Source organism: Pseudomonas sp. FA117 (assembly GCF_057370475.1).
Genome location: NZ_CM170675.1, coordinates 2,843,333 through 2,858,790 on the forward strand (window position 1 = coordinate 2,843,333; position 15,458 = coordinate 2,858,790).

Here is a 15,458-nt window from a genome sequence, read left to right on the forward strand (position 1 = left end):
TCAGGCCTTGGCGGCCATGGCCGTGACTTCCACCTTCATCCCCTCGAAGGCCAGCGACGCCACACCCACCGCTGCCCGCACCGGCCACGGCCTGGCGAAGAAGCGCTGGTACACCTGGTTGAAGGCGGCGCGATCGGCCATGTCGGTCAGGTAGATGGTCAGGTGCAGCACACGGTCCATCGAGCTGCCGGCACGCTCCAGCGCGTCCTTGAGCGCCTGCAGGGTGCATTCGCTCTGGGTGACGATATCGCCCAGCTCCAGCTCGCCGTCGGCGCGCACCGGGATCTGCGTGGTGACCAGCACACCGTTGTACTCGGCCACATCGGAGGAGATGGACTCGGCGTCCGCATCGGGGGTGAAGGTGATACCTGTCTGTGCCATGAACGATTCTGCCTTGCTACGGAAGGAAAACCGCAAGCCTACGCGAGCACTCGGCGTGGGTCGAGCGGCCACACCCGTCGCGCGCAGATTGTAATGACTGGCCAGCCCCGGCAGAATCGCGCCGGATTTCATGCAAGGGGTTGGCGTTGAACGAACAGACATTGTCGCAGCGGCTGGAACGCGTCGCGGCTCACATCCCGGCGGGTGCACGCCTGGCCGACATCGGCTCGGACCATGGCTACCTGCCGGTGGCGCTGCTGCTGCGCGGCGCCATCGAGGCGGCAGTGGCCGGTGAAGCGGCGCTGACGCCGTTCGAATCGGCCCGACGCAACGTGCGCAGGAACGGGCTGGATGAGCGCGCCAGCGTGCGCCTGGCCGACGGCCTGGCGGCCATCGAGGCGACTGACCGCATCGACACCGTCAGCCTGTGCGGCATGGGTGGTGAGACCATCGTCGAGATTCTCGACGCAGGCCAGGCGCGCCTGCGCGGTGACGAACGCCTGGTCCTGCAACCCAACGGCGGCGAACAGCCGCTGCGTCAGTGGCTGATGGAGCATGGCTATCGGATCGTCAACGAAGAAGTGCTGCGCGAGAACCGTTTCGACTACGAGATCATCGTCGCCGAGCAGGCCGGGGCGGTGAGCTACAGCCCCCAGGAGCTTTTGTTCGGACCGTTGCTGATGCGCGAGAAGAGCCCGGCCTTCATCCACAAATGGCAGCGCATGCGCCGTCAGCGACAACAGGCATTGGCCAATTTCGAACGTGCCAGGGAAGTTCCCCAGGACAAGGCCCGGGCCTTCGCCTTGCACATCGGCTGGATCGACCAGCTGCTGGCCTGAGGCTTACTGCTGGGAGCAGTTGCCCATTTCGCGGTAGGCGACCTTGTGGGTCTGACCCTGGTGGTCGACATAGACCATCTGCGCGGTGCCGACCTGGCAGTCGGCGGCATTGCTGGCCGGGGTGATGGACAGCACCTTGGCGACATCCAGCGGCATGCCGTATTCGTACGTCTGGCCAACGACCGGCTGGCCGCTGTCGGCCAGGGCGGCAAGTGGGAGGAGGGCGCTGCACAGCGCCAAAGCGGCAATCGAACGTTTCATGATGAACTCCACATGAGGTTTCCCTCATGATCCATTCATTGGTGTTTCACAATAAATGGGCTAATCCGTGATAGATTCATGCCTTCAAGGTATGAATCCATCCTGACGGAGCTGCTCATGGACATGCTGCATGCGATGCGTACGTTTGCCCGGGTCGTGGAATGCGGCAGCTTCGCCGCAGCGGCCAACGCGTTGGATATTTCCGCCGCCCAGGTGTCGAGGATCGTCGCCGAGCTGGAAAACCAGCTGCAGACCCGCCTGCTGCACCGCACCACCAGGCGCCTGCGCATGAGCGAGGCCGGCGAGCGCTTTCTCGAGCGTTCACGGCAGATCATGCTGCTGACCGAAGAGGCTTTCGACGAGGCGCGCGGCGCCCACCTCACCCCGCGTGGACGCCTGCGCGTGCACTGCAGCCATGGCCTGGGGTTGCTGATGATGCCGCTGGTGGCGCGCTACAACGCGGCGTGCAAGGAAGTAGTGATGGAGCTGACCCTGTCGCAGCGCAACCCTGACCTGCTGGCCGAAGGGCACGATGTGGTCATCGCCATCGGCCAGGGGCTGCCCGATTCGCAACTGATCGCCATTCCTCTGGGCACCATCTCCAGCGTGCTGTGCGCGTCGCCGGACTATCTGGCCCGCCACGGCGTCCCCAAGCGCCCGGAAGACCTGCACCAGCATATCTGCCTGCGCACGGTCGACCCCCTGTTCGAGGAAGACTGGCCGTTCGGCGACACTGCCGACAGCTGCGTGATTTCGCCCCAGGACACCTTCCTCACCAACGTTGCCGACGCCATGGTCAAGGCCACCGAGCTGGGCATGGGGATCGGCCTGCTGCCGTACTACTCGGCGAGCCAGGCCCTGGAAGACGGACGCCTGTGCCGGCTGCTGGCGCCGCATCGGTTGCGGCAACGGGAGATCTACGCGATCTACCCGTCGCGGCATTACCTCGATGCCAAGGTGCGCACCTGGCTCGACTTCCTCAAGGAGCAACTACCGTTGCTGTTCCAGGCCCATGAGCGGCTGGTGGACGACCCGCGCTGCTGGCGCTGAACCTCAGGGGTTGTCCTGATCCTCGGCTTTGCCGCCGGTTGACCCGGCGCCGCTGCCAGTGGCTTCGCCGGTGCTGCTCGAGCCCCCCGTGCTGCCGTCGGCGGCACCGGAATGGCTGCCGGTGGCGCTGCTGTCGTTGTCCTTGGTACCGCCCGGGCTGTTGACACTGGTGCCGTCACCGGGCGTCTCGCGCTGGGTAGCGGGCGCCTTGTGATCGGTGCTGTTCATGTCGGTTGCCGCGATGCTGGCAGTCGAGGCCAGGCCCAGGGCGAGGCAGAGAAAAAGCGGGCGAATGCGAACCATGGTGAATCTCCTGTGCGGATGATCGTCTTTGGTTCGGCTGCGTGCAGGGGAGCGGGGTGCCCGGTGGGCGACGAGCGGTCGTGGGCTTGTGCGCAAGCCCACGACGTCGGGAGGATCAGGCTGGTTCGCTGCGTGTCGCAGGGACGCTTTCACCGGTCACGGCATCGACGATCGGCGGGTGATCCTGTGCCGCGTGGATCAGTTCCTCGGTCATGCGCAACTCGGCGCCGGTCGGCGAGAAGGTCGCGGTCGGGGCGAACGGTGCGGGATGCTCAGGCGCCGGACGCTTGCCGCGGCGCCAGACAAAGAAACTGACCATTGCCAGGTTGATCACCGCGAAGGCCCAGAACAGCCCGGTCTCGCCGTAGGAGGTCATCACCGGCGAAATCGCCAATGGGCTCATGGCCGAGCCCAGCGAGTTGATCAGCAACAGGCCCTGGATCATCGGCACCAGCGCGTCCATCGGCGCGCGGTCGGCGGCATGGCTGACCGCCACCGGGTACACCGCGAACACCCCGCCACCGAGCAGGAACAGCGCCACCGGCAGCCAGGCCGAGGTCGATGGCAGCGCCAGGATCACCAGCGACAGCACCACGCACAGAGCGCCCAGGGCAATCAGCACGTCCTGGCGGTCCTTGCGGTCCGACCAGCGCCCGACCGGGTATTGCAGCAGCATCGCGCCGAGGATCACCCAGGCCATCATGCGCCCGACTTCCCCGACATCCAGGCCGATGCGCTGCAGGTACAGCGGCAGCAGGGCATAGACCGCCGCAATGGCCACACCCGACCCGAAGCAGCCGACCAGCCCGCTCGGGGTGACGCCGAGCAACTGGCGTGGCTTGAGCGGCTCGACCTGCTCCAGCAGCGGCGACACCCGTGGCAGGATCACGATCGGCAGTACCGACAGCGCCGCCAGCATGCCGGCGACGGTAAAGGGTGCACTGGCGCCGAGGCTGACCAATTCGCCCAGCATGGCCTGGCCCAGCACACCGGCGCCATACAGCGCGATCATGTACAACGCCAGCAGGCGCCCGCGGATCTTTGCGTCACCGGCCAGCAGCAGCCAGCTTTCGATGACCAGGAACACGCCCACCGTGGCCCAGCCGTTGAGCAGGCGCAGGGCGAACCAGCCCCAGGTGTCGACGAACAGCCCTTGCAGGAGGATGGTCGCGGCGATCAGCGAGGCAAAGCTGCTGTAGGCGCGGATGTGGCCGATGCGCAGGATCAGGCGGTCGTTGAAGATTGCGCCGAGGGTCAGGCCGATGAAGAAGCCCGACGACACGATACCGATCATCGTCGCCGATTCGCCGGCTTCGCCAAGGCGCAGGGTGGTCAGGGAATACAGCAGGCCATTGCCCAGGGCAATGATGAACAGCCCGAGCAGGGGTGCCAGCGCCATCGCCAGCAAACGCGGAGACATACGTACCTCAAGAGATCGATCAGCGGATAGGCCTCTTCGACCGCACACGCCGAACCGGACCTTGACAGGCCGGGGCTGCACGTATGTGCCAGGGCGGGGATGCGACCAGGGCAAGACTCAACCGCAGACTCGGGGCACGAGGTCAGGCGGGGTCGGTTGAGCCTGTTGCACATGCGCGATGTGGCTGAGGCACGGACTCTGTCATTGCTGCCGGTAGCCACCGTACGAGGCGACTGGGCGAAAAGGGCGCGGCATTCTACGCCCTGGCCCGGTCAGTTGCCAAAGCCCTGGAGGTGCGACAGGAGGCCGCACCCTCGGGCATTCAGGACGAAGGCTTGGCAGTTGCGTCCTGACCGCTGCTGCTGTTGGCCTGTGCGTCCTGTTCGGCGGCCTTGGCGGCTTCGCGCTTGGCCATCATGTCCTTGCTTTGCTGCTGTTGCAGGGCCCAGCGCGCGTGGTGCTCCTGCAGACGGTCAGCGCCGCCTTCAGCGAAGGCCGAGGTCACAGCGGTGGCGGCCAGCAGGGCCAGGGCGTATCGCAGGGATTTCATGGTTCGACTCTCCATCGTAGTTCGAGGCTGTTCAGGCCTCGCAGTGAGGCCGATGGACAGATGATGGAGGGCCAGGATTTTCTCAGGATTAACAACAATCGAAAGTCTGACCGCTGGTCGGCCTGGTTTCCACCGTGACCGGGCTGACCGGCACGGTGGAACACGGTCGGCGCCTCAGCCTTTGGGCAGGTCGCGCGTGCGCAGCTTCTGCGGCAGGGCGAAAACCAGCAGCAGGGCGGTCACCACGCTTGTCGCGGCAATCAGGTACAGCGCCGGCGTGGTGCTGCCCGACAGGTCGCGGATGCGCCCCACCAGCACCGGGCTGACGATCCCGCCCAACTGCCCCAGCGTGTTGATCAGCGCAATCCCGCCGGCTGCGCCAGCGCCCGCACCGGCCAGCAGCTTCGGCGGCAGCGCCCAGAAGCTCGGGATCGCTGCCACCACGCCGGCACCGAGCAAGCCAAGGGAGATGATCAGCAGCGGCGTGTGGTCATCGAACAGCCCGGCGCAGAGGAACCCCAGTGCGCCGAGGCTGATCAGGCCCGCGGTGAACCAGCGTCGCTCGCCGGTGGCATCCGACCAGCGCCCGCAGATCACCATGGTGATCGCGCCGCAGATGTAGGGCACGGCGGTCAGCAGGCCGATCATCGACGGGTTTTCCGTGCCGGCGCTGCGGATCAGTTGCGGTGCCCAGAAGTTCAGGCCATAGGAGGCGATCTGGATGAGGAAGTAGATCAGCCCGAGCATCAGGAACCCGGGAATCCGGATCGCCTGCAGCAAAGAGCCCTGGCCGTGGGCCGACTGCGCCGGCTCGACCCGCGAGCGCAGCAGCTGCTTTTCCCCATCGCTCAACCAACCGGCGTCCTCGATGCGGTCCTTGAGCAGGGTCAGCACCATCAAGCCCAGCACCACGCAGGGCAGGCCGCCGAGCATGAACAGCCAGTGCCAGCCGCGGATCTGCATGACACCGTCAAGATGATCCAGCACCAGGCCCGAGAACGGCGCGCCGAACAGTCCGGCGAAGGCCGAGGCCAGGAACAGCAGCGAGGTGATGCGGCCACGGAAATGCTGGGGGAACCACAACGTCAGGTAGTACAGGACTCCGGGGGCGAACCCGGCCTCCATGGCGCCGATGATGAAGCGCAGGGCGTAGAACTGCCATTCGCTGGTGACGAACACCATGGCCGCGGTGGCCAGGCCCCAGGAAATCATGATCCGCGCGATCCAGCGGCGCGCGCCGACCTTGTACAGCATCAGGTTGCTCGGCACCTCGAACAGCACGTAGCCGACCACGAACAGGCTGGCACCCAGGCCATAGGCAGTGTCGCTGAAGCCCAGGTCGGCCTGCAGCTGGAACTTGGCGAAGCTGATGTTGATGCGGTCGAAGAAGGCGAACAGGTAGCACACCATGATCAGTGGCATCAGGCGCCAGGCGACCTTGCGTACCAGGGCTTTTTCGCTGTCGGCGCCGTCGGCGGCGCCCAGCGGCAGGGCGGAAAGACTCATCGAAGTTCTCCAGTAGGGTCGCCCTGTGGACGACCTTGTTGTTCTTGTTGTCTGGTGGGGTCATCGCCCCGGGGGTGAAGCGTCTTGTCAGGCCGGCAGGCCTTCGGGCAGTGGGTGCAGGTCGCGGTTGCGCCCGGCCTTGACCAGTTGCCCTGGCACTTCATGGCCAAGCAGTGCGGGCAGGGTACGTGACATCCTCAGCAGGCCATCGAGGTCGATGGTGGTGGGGATGCCGGTCTCGACGCACAGGTTGACCAGGTCTTCGCTGCAGATGTTGCCCGACGCGCCAGGTGCGAACGGGCAACCGCCCAGCCCGCCGAGCGCGGCATCGAAGCGCCGCGCCCCGGCCTCATAGGCAGCCAGCACGTTGCACAGCCCCAGGCCGCGGGTGTTGTGGAAATGCAAGGTGAGCATCGACGCAGGCAGGCGCTCGAGGCTGCGCTGGACCAGGCGCGCGACCTGGCGCGGGTTGGCCATGCCGGTGGTGTCGGCCAGGGTGACGCCTTGCACGCCCAGTTCCAGGTAGCTGTCGAGCAGGCGCAGCACCAGGTCTTCATCCACGGCGCCCTCGAACGGGCAACCGAAGGCGGTGGCGACACTGGCGTTGAGGCTGACGGTCCGGCCCTGCACCGCCTGGGCGATATCGGCAAAACCAGCCAGCGACTGCTCGCGGCGCATGCGCATGTTGGCCAGGTTGTGTGACTGGCTGGCCGACAGGACCAGGTTCAGCTCATCGGCCCCGGCAGCCAGTGCGCGCTCGGCACCTTTGAGGTTGGGGATCAGGGCGACATAGACCACCCCTGGCTGACGCTCGATACCACGGAAGACCTCATCACCATCGCGCAGCGCCGGGATCGCCTTGGGCGACACGAAGGAGCCTGCCTCGATACGGCTGAAGCCCAGCCGCGACAGGCCGTCGATCAGGCGGATCTTGTCTTCGGTCGGCACCCAGGTCGGCTCGATCTGCAAGCCATCACGCGGGGAGACCTCCTGGACCACCAGCAGGTCGGCGTTGTCGTAAATCATTGCACCACCCCCTTGGCGCGCAGGCCGGTGATTTCGTCGGGGTCAAGGCCGAGTCCGGCCAGCAGGGCGTCGGTGTGCTCGCCCAACGCCGGACCTTGCCAGTCGACACGACCGGGCGTCGCCGAGAGTTTGGGCACGATGCCGGGCATGCGCACTGCAGTACCGTCGGGGAGCAGGCTGTCGAGCAGCATGCCACGGGCCAGGTAATGCGGGTCGCTGACGATGTCGGCCACCGAATAGATGCGGCCAGCGGGCACTTCGGCCGTTTCCAGGGCGGCCAGCACCTGCTCGATCGGCAGACGCCGGGTCCAGCTTTCGATCGCGTCGTCGAGCAGCGCGGACTGTGCGGCGCGGCCATCGTTGTGGGCGAACTCTGCTGCCTCGCCCAGGTCAGGGCGACCGATGGCCTGCATCAGGCGGCGGAAGATCGGGTCGCTGTTGCCGGCAATCACCACGAAGGCACCATCGGCAGTGCGGTAGGTGTTCGATGGCGCGATGCCGGGCAGGGCGCCGCCGCTGCGTTCGCGCACATGACCCTGCAGGTCGTACTCCGGCACCAGGCTTTCCATGAGGTTGAAGACGCTTTCGACCAGCGACACATCGACCACCTGGCCGACGCCGCCATTGGCGCGCACGTTGAACAGCGACAGCAGGGCGCCCATCACTGCGTGCAGCGACGCCAGCGAGTCGCCGAGGCTGACACCGGCGCGGGCCGGAGCCGAGCCCAGCTCGCCGGTGGTATAGCGGATCCCGCCCATGGCCTCGCCAATGGCGCCGAAGCCCGGCCGGTCGCGGTACGGGCCACTCTGGCCGTAGCCGGAGATGCGTACCAGGGTCAGGCGTGGATTGAGCGCGTGCAGCACGTCCCAGCCCAGGCCGAGCTTCTCCAGCGCGCCGGGGCGCAGGTTCTCGATCAGCACGTCCGTGTCGGCCAGCAGGCGCTTGACGATGGAAAGGCCTTCGGCAGCCTTCAGGTCCAGGGCCAGCGACTTCTTGTTGCGCGACTGCAAGTACCACCACAGCGAGGTGCCGTCGTGCAGCTTTCGCCACTTGCGAAGCGGGTCGCCCTGACCCAGGGCTTCGATCTTGATGACTTCGGCGCCGAACTCACCGAGCAGGCGAGCGGCGAAGGGGGCAGCGATCAGCGTACCTATTTCCAGGACCCTGATGCCTTCGAGCGGGGCAGGCATGGTGCGTACCTCTTTGTTCTTGGACTTTGAACCAGAGGCTAAGGCTGCCGCGCAGAACGCACCAACCCTGTGTCGGCAACAACCGTTCGCCAAACGCGAAGGGTAGGGGCATTACTCCTCAGCCGCCAGGCTCGGCCCCGCGCAAATGCTCGAACAGCAACCGGCTCACCGGCGACAGCGACTCCAGGTCACGCGCCACCAGCAGCAATTCGCGCTCGGCCCACTCGTCGCTCAGCGCCACCGCACGTAAACCCAGCGCGCCACCAAACAGCTCGAAGGCTTTGCGCGGCAGGATCCCCACACCCATGTCGGCCTGGACCATGCGACACACCGCATCGAAGCTCGGCACATGGATACGCAGGCGCAGCACCCGCCCGGCGCGGCGTGCTGCCTCATGGGTGCGCATGTTGATGGAACTCGCCGAATGCAATCCAACGAAGTCGTTGTCCAGGGTTTCGGCGAAGGCCACCTGCGCCTGGTGCGCCAGCGGATGCCCTTCACGGACCACCAGCACCAATTGGTCGCGTTTGTAGCGCATCTTGAGCAGGTCGCGGGTGTCGCTGTCGCTGGAGCAGATACCCAGGTCGGCTACGCCATCGAGCAGCCCCTGGATCACGCCATTGCTGGGGCGCTCCTCTAGGTCGACCTTGATTCGTTCGTGCTGGGCCGCGAACAGCGCCAGGTCCTCGGGCAGGAACTGGATGATCGCCGACAGGTTGGCGAGCATGCGCACATACCCGCGTACCCCCTGCAGGTGCTCGCCCAGTTCCAGGCCGATCTTCTCCAGGTTGAACAGCATGCGCCGCGCATGGTGCAGCAGGGTTTCCCCGGCCGGGGTCAGGCTCATGCCACGGGCCTGGCGGGCGAACAGCGGCGAGCCGAGCGCGGCTTCCAGCTCGTTGAGGCGCTTGCTTGCCGCCGACAATGCGATCGCCTCGCGCGCCGCGGCGCGGGTCAGGCTGCCTTCCTCGTGGATGGCGACGAACAACTGCAGGGTCACCAGGTCAAGACGACGGATGAGGTTGTTCAATTGCATGATCGGGTGCCCTTACTTGCCCGTTGATGCCGTGCGCGAGCGCAGCATAGTCGCCAGCCCCACGGTCAGCACCACCGCCAGCCCCACGGCGAGCAGGAAGGTCAGGGCGATACCCAGGTGCGGCAGCAGCGCGCCAAGGCTCAGGTAGAAGGCAATCACCCCGACAGCGCCAATGGCGTTGCCCCGGATCATGCCGGCCATGGCGAAACGCCCACCCTGCACGTGGGAGAACACCACCAGCGGCCAGGCGATCACCGGAATCGGCGCCAGCATGCCGCTGACCGCTGGCCCCAGCCAGCTGGCAGCGCCTGTGGTGAGCATCAGCAGGCCGGTGGCAGCAACCATGCGCAGAGGGATTTCCCACCAGCGCGGCCTGATCTGCGCCAACTGCGCCGGGCGTGGCTCGCGGGCGGTGGCCCATACCAGCAGCACCACCAGGCACAGGGCGACGCCGATCGACACCGGCAGGCCGCCCCAGTGGGTCAGCACATAGGCTGCGACGGCATACAGCGCCAATGACAGCAGCGCCGTCAGTGCAACCCCGAACCGGCGACTGGCGAACAGGTAGCAGGCATAGCTGGCCTGGACCGCCGCCAGCCCACCGAGTGCGCCGGGCACTGCACCGAGGGAAAACGCCATACCCTGTTCCAGGCACAGGAATACCATGACCAGCGCCGAGGTGATCGGCATGCCGGACAACAGTCCACCGAGCAATCCCCCCCAACGCCGCGAGGCGAGGGAGACGGCCCACATCAGAAGGGGAGTGACAACGAGCTTGAGGTAGAAGAGCGTCATGGCGGGCGGCAGTCCGATTGTGCGTGTCTGGCCGCAGGACGGAGCCTGCGGCCGCGACATTGTCGATCATCCGCTGCGTCAATGCACCGCTTTCGTTCAGCGACGAGCGTCGAGCACCACCCGATAACGTGCCTTGCCGCTGCGCAGATGCTCGATCGCCGCATTGACCTGGCTCATCGGGAACTGCTCGACCTGCGGCAGGATCTGGTGGCGGCCACAGAACTCGAGCATCTTCGCCATGCCCGCCGGGGAGCCGACCGGCGAGGCGGACAGGCTCTTCTGCTGCAGCATGAGGTTGAACACGTGCACCGGTATCGCCCCTGGCACCACGCCGACGAAGTTGACCCGGCCACGGGTGCCGAGCGTGCCGATCATGGCTGTCCAGTCCAGGTCGGCGTTGGCTGTCACCAGGAGGAAGTCCAGGGTGCCGGCAATGCCCTTGAGCGCCTGGCTGTCGGTGGACGCCACCACCTTGTGCGCGCCCAGGCGCCGGGCTTCGTCCTGCTTGCTCAGCGAAGAAGTGAAGGCGGTGACCTCGCAGCCCCAGGCATTGAGAAACTTCAGCGCCAGGTGCCCCAAGCCCCCGATCCCCACCACCCCGACCCGGTCGGTGGGCTTCACCCCGAACGACAGCAGAGGATTGAACACCGTCGAACCGGCACAGAACAACGGCCCGGCCAAGGCCGGATCGAGGCCTTCCGGCAGCGGGATGGCCCAGGCCCAGTGCGCGCGCAAGCGATCGGCGAACCCGCCGTTGCTGCCGATGATCGTCGGCCGCGCCGAGCCGCACAGGTTGTGCGAGCCCTCCATGCACGGCGTGCAGTGCATGCAACTGCCCTTGTACCAGCCAATGCCGACCCGCTGGCCGACCTGTAGCCCGTTCACCTGTTCGCCTACCTGCTCGATGCGCCCGACCACCTCATGGCCAGGGATGAACGGGTACTGGGTCAAGCCCCATTCGTTGTCGATCATCGATTGGTCGGAATGGCAGACGCCGCAGTACTCGACGGCCACCTGCACTTCGTCGTCGGCCAGCGGGCCCGGGTCGTAGCTGTGCTGCTGCAGCGGTGCGCCCGGTGCGGTCGCCGCCCAGCCGGTGAATGACGGGGTTGACGTGGGGTTGCTCATGGGACACCTCCAAAGGCTTGGCGAGTGTTGCGAAGCCTGGGAAGTGTAGACCGAGCCTGCTGCCGCGAAGGTGGCTATGAGCTACTATTCACCCCTATCGCCTTCTTGCCCCATGCCCCGCCCAGGAGAGTAACAATGTCACGGGACCTGACAGACAACGCACAACTGAAACGGATCTGCGAGGATCTGCTGGCAAACGTCGCATCGACACAGGGCAATCAGCAATGGGTCGACAATGTGCTGAGCTGGATGAACGACATCGCGAACATGAGCCGCGAGGCGTTCATCGAGCCTGCGTTTCAGCTCAGTCTGTGGGAGAGCGAGGCGGTCACCACCACCGGATCGGGCAGCGTGAAGATCGCCGCGGCCGCCAATGATCCAGAGATAGCCAGTTTGCTCTGGACGTTGCGCTGCGACTATCAGGCATCGTTCGCTGAAGACAGCCATAAGCGTAGCGCCATCCTGCACGAGAGCTGGAACGAAATTCTACGTCGGGCCACCGAACATACCGGGCGTGCGCCGCGCTTGAAACTCAGTCGAATCTTCACCTTGCTGTGCCCAGGCGCATTCAGCACCGTCGCGGCGTATCGCAGCCTGAGCGAACTGGCCAAGGCGTTGGGCATCAAGCACCACCGTGCCTCGCTCGTACATCTTCAGGAAGATGTGCTCGAACGCCTGGCCGAGGTCCTGGGCCCCATCGCCGAGCCTCGCAGCGAAGAAGGCGTCAAGCGTCTGACCCTGCCCTGGTTACTGGTTGAAGAGTTGCGCAGCGCCGACAGCGAAGCGACCCAGGTGCGCTCGGCCTCGGGGGTACTGCAGCTCAATCCTCTTGCACCGGAAAGGCGCCGTCGAGGGATGCTGACTATCGCTGGCGGCCTTGGGGCGATCCGCTCGATGATCGAGTTCGTCGGTGATGGCTGCAGCCGGGAAGACTTCACCGTGCACTTGCAAACGCTCAACCCCAAGGCAAAACCTGAGGCGCTGCGCGGGCTCATCTATGCGTTGATCGCAGAATGGGACGTGATCAAGGCAGTGCCCGGGGGCCTGGAACTCACTGCGCGAGGAGAAGCCTTGCTGGAGTCCGGCGATCCGGATGAGGTGCAGGACTGGATGCTCACGCGCATCCTGGGCTTCGACTTCCTGCTCTGCAAACTGGCGCAAACAAGCATGTCCAGGCGCCAGGCAATAGAAGCCCTGAAAACCCTCAACCGTGCCTGGACCTCGGACGGGCGTCCCAGCGCACTGATCACCTGGATGCCAAAGCTGCAACTGGTGGACTTCACCGGCAAGAAAATGCAGTTGAGCGAACGAGGCCGGCAATGGCAGGAACTGGTGACGTGGACACCACTTGCACTGCCGAGTGACGCAGACCCTGTCGATCTGACCGAATTCATGGACGATGAGGACGAGGTGGAGGATGTAGCCGAGGAGCGCCCGAGCCTCACGCAGATCATCGAGCGCTTCGATCCACACCTGAGCTTCCCCGCGACCCTCATTGCCCAGCTCGATGCAGGGCTGTGGTCGCACCCGCGCCGGCACTTCGCAGTACTGACCGGTCTGAGCGGTGCCGGCAAGACGCAGCTTGCGCGCAACTACGGGCTGAGCCTGTGGAGCGATACGCAAGCAGCGAAACAGGGCACCCTGATAGTGCCTGTGCAACCCGGCTGGCACGACGATTCCAGCTTGCTGGGTTATGTCAATCCGCTGGATACCGACCATTATGTGCGTACCCCAGCGCTGGAGTTTCTGCTGCAGGCCGCCAGCGACCCTTCGCGCCCCTATACCCTGGTCCTGGACGAAATGAACCTGGCGCATCCAGAGCAGTACATGGCCGCCTTGCTTTCGGCCATGGAAACCGGCGATGCAATCGTGTTGCACAACGAGCCCGACGAATTGGGCGGTGTGCCCGACAGGTTGCCGTACCCGAGCAATCTGCTATTGATCGGTACCGTGAACATGGATGAGACCACCCATGGGCTGAGCGACAAGGTACTCGACCGAGCGGCTGTCATCGAATTCTGGGACATCGATGTCCAGGCCTATCCAGGCTGGAGCCAGAGTCGCCTTGGCAGCGAGCAGGTGAACCGGGTGCGAACGGTGGTCACCGAGCTGGCGCAACTGTTGCGACCGGTGCGCCTGCACTTTGGCTGGAGAACCTTGCAGGCGATTCTCGGTTACCTGGAGCAGACCGAGCGCGGCAAGCTCCTGACATTCGACCAGGCGCTGGACCAGGCCATCTACTCGCGGATCCTGCCCAAGTTGCGCGGTGAGGACAGTCCGCGGCTGACGGAGGTGTTCGAAAAACTGCAACGCGCGCTGCTGGCCTCCCGATTGCCGGTGTGCGCCGCCAAGGTCGGCGACATGCTCGATGACCTGAGCCATAGCGGCTCGGCCCGGTTCTGGCGATGACCAGGATCGTGCTGCAGTGCACTGTCGAAGGTGGCGAAACCTTTGCGGTCGAGCCCGATGTTCTGGCACAGGGCTTCGTCGAGCGTGGCACCTACACCTTCACTGCATCGTCCGGGCGCATTCTGTACGTCGATGACATGCCGTTGGCAGCTTCGATCCAGAGTGCTCATACCAGTTGGCAATGGTCCCCGGGGTTCTATGCCGGCCAGGTAAACGTCGAGCTGATGGCCGAGGACGGCGGCTTGCTGGGGCGCTACCGTCTCGACGTCAGTGCGCACCCGGAAAAACTGGGCAGCGAACAGTTCAAGGCAATGCTCGACCACCTGTTCGATGTCGACCCCGGGTTGCTGCTGGGCAATGAGGCGGGGCAGGCGCGCATCGGCGAGCAAATGGCCTGGACCGATCCACACCTGCGCTATGCAAGGCTGCGCCGCCATGCCGAGAGCGTGCTCGCAGCGTTCAGGCTGGTCAGTGATCGACCGCTGTCCCGGCTGCACAGAACGCCCGCTGTGGTGCCAGCACATCGGGTCAAGCGTGTCGATAGCGTCGCGCTGCGCAAGGCCCTGATGAGCCCGAACGGACGTGCGCTGCTGCATCCCGACAGCCTTGAGCGCCCGCCGCCAAGCCGCATCGGGCTGCAAGTCGGAACGCCTCACGACAGCTACGACAATCCTGCCAACCAGGCCTTGGCCTTGATGCTCCACAAGTTGCTTCGCCGCTGTGTCCAGGTGCGTGGCGAATTGCAACGGGCGGCCCTGGCAGAGCGCGAGAGCGATACCCGTTCGTTGCTCGCACCGCGTATACAGCGTCGAATCGGTTATCTCGATGGCCTGCGCGCAAGGCTTGAGCGCACAGCGCGTCTCCCGTTGTTCGCCAATCTCAGCCAGCGCCGCCTCTGCGCTGCCGGGCTGAATGCAATCAGTGCGCATCCTGCCTATGCCCGCGCTTATCGCCTCGCCTGGCAGACACTGCGCCCAGGTGTCACGGGAGCGGGAGATGAATCGCTGTGGATCAGCCCCACCTGGGAGATCTACGAGCGCTGGTGCTATCTGGTTCTGGCGGAGCGGCTCAGAGCCCACCATCCCCAATTGCAATGGAGCAGGAGCAGCACTGCCAGAGATCGTATTTGCTGGCTGGGCCAAGGCCTGCAAACGACGCTCGAGATCCGGCTCCAGGCCCGCTTTCCCGCAATCGACCAAACACCAAGTGCCGGGCGCAGGAGCCTGTCGAAAGAGCGCCGCCCGGATATCACGGCGATCCTGCGTAGACCCGGCCGCACCCGGTTCGTGGTGCTGGATGCGAAATACAGTACCAGCCGCGACGTGATACTCGAGGCGATGAGTTCGGCGCATATCTATCACGACAGCCTGCGTTGCGATGATATCGCGCCCTCGGCCGCCTGGTTGCTGGTTCCCCATGCGCGGCAAGTGCCGGTATTGGCAGAGCAGGCATTTTTGTCCGTGCACGGGGTGGGGGTGCAGGCACTGGCCGAGGAATCGCAGGCGGACGAGCTGGTGCAGCGCTTGATGAACGTACTGCAGGGCGAATCGCTATAGATTACTGG

Annotated in this window: 15 protein-coding genes; 4 read left to right on the forward strand and 11 right to left on the reverse strand. The window is 65.3% G+C overall.

Going from position 1 to position 15,458, the window contains the following annotated elements; genetic code table 11:
- On the reverse strand, positions 1-381 hold the full coding sequence (locus AC1TXO_RS13030; protein ID WP_486406712.1) for a RidA family protein: 381 nt from the start codon (positions 379-381) through the stop codon (positions 1-3).
- Between the two features lie 146 nt (positions 382-527).
- Between AC1TXO_RS13030 and AC1TXO_RS13035 the strand changes: the two genes are divergently transcribed.
- Positions 528-1,220 (forward strand): tRNA (adenine(22)-N(1))-methyltransferase, encoded by a 693-nt coding sequence (locus AC1TXO_RS13035; protein WP_486406713.1) that lies wholly within the window; start codon positions 528-530, stop codon positions 1,218-1,220.
- Positions 1,221-1,223: 3 nt separating this feature from the next.
- On the opposite strand, the gene AC1TXO_RS13040 is transcribed toward AC1TXO_RS13035, so the two are convergent.
- The gene (locus tag AC1TXO_RS13040; RefSeq protein WP_486406714.1) at positions 1,224-1,481 is read right to left on the reverse strand and encodes a DUF2790 domain-containing protein; all 258 of its coding nucleotides are present in this window, start codon (positions 1,479-1,481) and stop codon (positions 1,224-1,226) included.
- 117 nt (positions 1,482-1,598) lie between these two features.
- Between AC1TXO_RS13040 and AC1TXO_RS13045 the strand changes: the two genes are divergently transcribed.
- A complete protein-coding gene (locus AC1TXO_RS13045) occupies positions 1,599-2,531 on the forward strand; it encodes a LysR family transcriptional regulator (RefSeq protein WP_486406715.1) in 933 nt (310 codons plus the stop codon).
- A gap of 3 nt (positions 2,532-2,534) precedes the next feature.
- Here the strand turns inward: AC1TXO_RS13045 and AC1TXO_RS13050 are convergent, their stop codons facing one another.
- The 9 genes from AC1TXO_RS13050 to ahr form a co-directional block, all read right to left on the reverse strand.
- Positions 2,535-2,834: a hypothetical protein gene (locus AC1TXO_RS13050; protein ID WP_486406716.1), complete on the reverse strand. Its 300-nt coding sequence runs from the start codon at positions 2,832-2,834 to the stop codon at positions 2,535-2,537.
- A 115-nt stretch (positions 2,835-2,949) separates the two neighbouring features.
- The gene (locus AC1TXO_RS13055) at positions 2,950-4,254 is read right to left on the reverse strand and encodes an MFS transporter (protein WP_486406717.1); all 1,305 of its coding nucleotides are present in this window, start codon (positions 4,252-4,254) and stop codon (positions 2,950-2,952) included.
- 322 nt (positions 4,255-4,576) lie between these two features.
- The gene (locus tag AC1TXO_RS13060; protein WP_486406718.1) at positions 4,577-4,804 is read right to left on the reverse strand and encodes a hypothetical protein; all 228 of its coding nucleotides are present in this window, start codon (positions 4,802-4,804) and stop codon (positions 4,577-4,579) included.
- 174 nt (positions 4,805-4,978) lie between these two features.
- Positions 4,979-6,310: an MFS transporter gene (locus AC1TXO_RS13065; protein ID WP_486406719.1), complete on the reverse strand. Its 1,332-nt coding sequence runs from the start codon at positions 6,308-6,310 to the stop codon at positions 4,979-4,981.
- Positions 6,311-6,397: 87 nt separating this feature from the next.
- The gene (locus tag AC1TXO_RS13070) at positions 6,398-7,336 is read right to left on the reverse strand and encodes a hydroxymethylglutaryl-CoA lyase (protein WP_486406720.1); all 939 of its coding nucleotides are present in this window, start codon (positions 7,334-7,336) and stop codon (positions 6,398-6,400) included.
- The gene (locus AC1TXO_RS13075; RefSeq protein ID WP_486406721.1) at positions 7,333-8,526 is read right to left on the reverse strand and encodes a CaiB/BaiF CoA transferase family protein; all 1,194 of its coding nucleotides are present in this window, start codon (positions 8,524-8,526) and stop codon (positions 7,333-7,335) included. Before AC1TXO_RS13075 ends, AC1TXO_RS13070 begins: the two co-directional genes overlap by 4 nt.
- Positions 8,527-8,644: 118 nt before the next feature.
- Positions 8,645-9,562: a LysR family transcriptional regulator gene (locus AC1TXO_RS13080; protein ID WP_486406722.1), complete on the reverse strand. Its 918-nt coding sequence runs from the start codon at positions 9,560-9,562 to the stop codon at positions 8,645-8,647.
- Positions 9,563-9,574: 12 nt separating this feature from the next.
- The gene (locus tag AC1TXO_RS13085; RefSeq protein ID WP_486406723.1) at positions 9,575-10,357 is read right to left on the reverse strand and encodes a hypothetical protein; all 783 of its coding nucleotides are present in this window, start codon (positions 10,355-10,357) and stop codon (positions 9,575-9,577) included.
- Positions 10,358-10,453: 96 nt separating this feature from the next.
- The gene (ahr, locus tag AC1TXO_RS13090) at positions 10,454-11,485 is read right to left on the reverse strand and encodes an NADPH-dependent aldehyde reductase Ahr (protein ID WP_486406724.1); all 1,032 of its coding nucleotides are present in this window, start codon (positions 11,483-11,485) and stop codon (positions 10,454-10,456) included.
- Positions 11,486-11,620: 135 nt separating this feature from the next.
- Here ahr and AC1TXO_RS13095 point away from each other — a divergent pair, with 135 nt between their 5' ends.
- Positions 11,621-13,894 carry an McrB family protein gene (locus tag AC1TXO_RS13095; RefSeq protein ID WP_486406725.1) on the forward strand — a complete coding sequence of 758 codons (2,274 nt, stop codon included), beginning with the start codon at positions 11,621-11,623 and terminating at the stop codon, positions 13,892-13,894.
- Positions 13,891-15,450, forward strand: coding sequence for a DUF2357 domain-containing protein (locus AC1TXO_RS13100; protein WP_486406726.1), 1,560 nt, complete (start codon positions 13,891-13,893; stop codon positions 15,448-15,450). The genes AC1TXO_RS13095 and AC1TXO_RS13100 overlap by 4 nt, the downstream gene beginning before the upstream one ends.
- Positions 15,451-15,458: the final 8 nt, after the last annotated feature.